This is a genomic window from Streptomyces phaeofaciens (assembly GCF_014648915.1).
GTDB lineage: Bacteria > Actinomycetota > Actinomycetes > Streptomycetales > Streptomycetaceae > Streptomyces > Streptomyces phaeofaciens.
In genome coordinates, this window is record NZ_BMSA01000087.1 from 1 (window position 1) to 1,904 (window position 1,904).

Genomic DNA, 1,904 nt, shown 5'->3' on the forward strand with positions numbered 1-1,904 from the left:
TCTACCGGACGTTCCTCGCCGTGCTGTCCACGCACGGCCGGTGCGGCTGCCTCACCGATACCCACGTCACCCGGCTGTTCACCGCCGCGCAGGCCAAGGGCGAGACCCCCCGGCACTGCACGGACGCGTGGACCAACGCCCTGACCACGTTGGGACTGTGACCGTGTCCGACGACGAGAAGAGCCCCGCCCGGCAGGTCATCACCGACTACGCGCAGTCCCACTTCCGGTACTTCCGCACCGTGGACGGGACCGTGTACGCGCAGCGCACCGGCCACCCCGTGGCCCGCCCGATCCGCTCCCAGGGCACGACCGGGAGCCACCGGCAGGAACTCATGGTCGGCCTCTTCCGTGACGGGGTCGGCGTCTTCAACGGAACCGCCCTCAAGGAGGCGTTGGACTTGATCGAGGCTCTCGCCCTCACCGAGCGGGTACAGCCCACCCACATCCGCGTCGCCCCCGGCTTCGACGGAGCCACCTGGCTCGACCTCGGCCGCGACGACGGCCGGTCCGTCCGCATCCACCCCACCGGCTGGGACATCCGCATCCCCGACCCCGAAGAGGTGTGCTGGCGGCGCACCCAGCTCACCGGGGAACTCCCCCTGCCCGCCAAGGACACCAACGGCAAGGGCATCGACCTGCTGATGCGGCTGTGCAACTTCGCCGACGCCAAGACCGAGGCTCTCGCCATCGCGTGGCTCATCGGCTGCCTGGAGCCGTCCGTGCCCGTCCCCGCGCCGTTCCTCACCGGGCCGCAGGGCGCCGGCAAGTCGACCGGCGGGCGGATGCTCGTGCGGATCATCGAGGGCATGACAGGCGACCTGCGCAGGGCGCCCAAGGATGAAGAGAACATGATCACGGCGGTCGCGGCCGGATGGATCACCGCCCTGGACAACCTCTCCCACCTGCCCCCGGACCTGTCCGACCTCATGTGCTGCATCATCACCGGGGCCGAGAGCATCAAGCGCGCGTTGTTCACCGACGGCGACGTCGTCCGCTCCCGCTACCGCCGCCCGATGCTGCTGACCGGCATCGATGTCGGCGTCATCCGCCCCGACCTTGCCGAACGCCTTCTCACCCTGCGCCTGGAACGCCCCCGGGTGCGGCGCACCGAGGCGGAGCTGTGGGCGGAGTACGCGGAGATCCTGCCGGTCGTTCTCGGCTCCCTGCTCGACCTGACGGTCAAGGTCCGCGCGGTACAGGCCGAGACCCCGACCGATCTGCGGATGGCTGACTTCGCCCATCTGTGCGCCCAGCTCGACACCGTCACCGGCTTCGGGACGCTGGAGGCATACCGGGCCGGCCTGGACGACTTGAACGACGACGTGATCGAGGGTGATCTCCTGGCACAGACGGTCCTCAAGCACGCCGCCGAACTCGCCCCGGGCGAAGAGGTACGGATGACGTCGGCGGAGTGGCTGCACGCCCTGACCGCCCTCTACAGCGGCGAGGAATGCCGCCCCCTGCCCAAGGGCTGGCCCACCACGGGCAAGGTGCTGTCCGACCGGCTGAGGCGCATCCAGCCCACCCTGGCCGCGCGGGGCGTCCTGGTCGACTGGGGGCGCACCAGCGCCGCCCGCTACATCGAACTCAGCCGCCAGGCCCCGCCCCCGCCGCCCGAGCAGCAGCCCGCCTTCTGACCGCCTCGCCCGGACAGGCGGACAAGCAAGAGGAGCACGCCCCGCTGCGGGTGCTCCTCTTGCTGTTCGGCGGCGGCAGCCGCCCTGCACGGGTCGCGCCGCGAAGCGGCCCGTTCTTCAAGCCCTGAGCGGGCGTAAAGACCCACAGACACCACCCTTCTTTTTCCCAAGTAGGGAAGGTCTGCGTCACTGCGTCACCACGGGCCCGACAGACGGCCGCTGACCTGCGGCGACAGCCGGTGACGCAGACGGCGAATCCTGCGTC

The 1,904-nt window shown here is 70.5% G+C and carries 1 protein-coding gene and 1 pseudogene; both read left to right on the forward strand.

Translation table 11 applies throughout. The annotated features are described in order from the left end of the window. A pseudogene (locus IE275_RS45640) lies at positions 1–161 on the forward strand (bifunctional DNA primase/polymerase); the annotation flags it as partial. A gap of 2 nt (positions 162–163) precedes the next feature. Continuing rightward, on the forward strand, positions 164–1,639 hold the full coding sequence (locus tag IE275_RS45645; protein WP_189718600.1) for an AICE element replication initiation protein: 1,476 nt from the start codon (positions 164–166) through the stop codon (positions 1,637–1,639). The last annotated feature ends 265 nt before the right edge of the window (positions 1,640–1,904 follow it).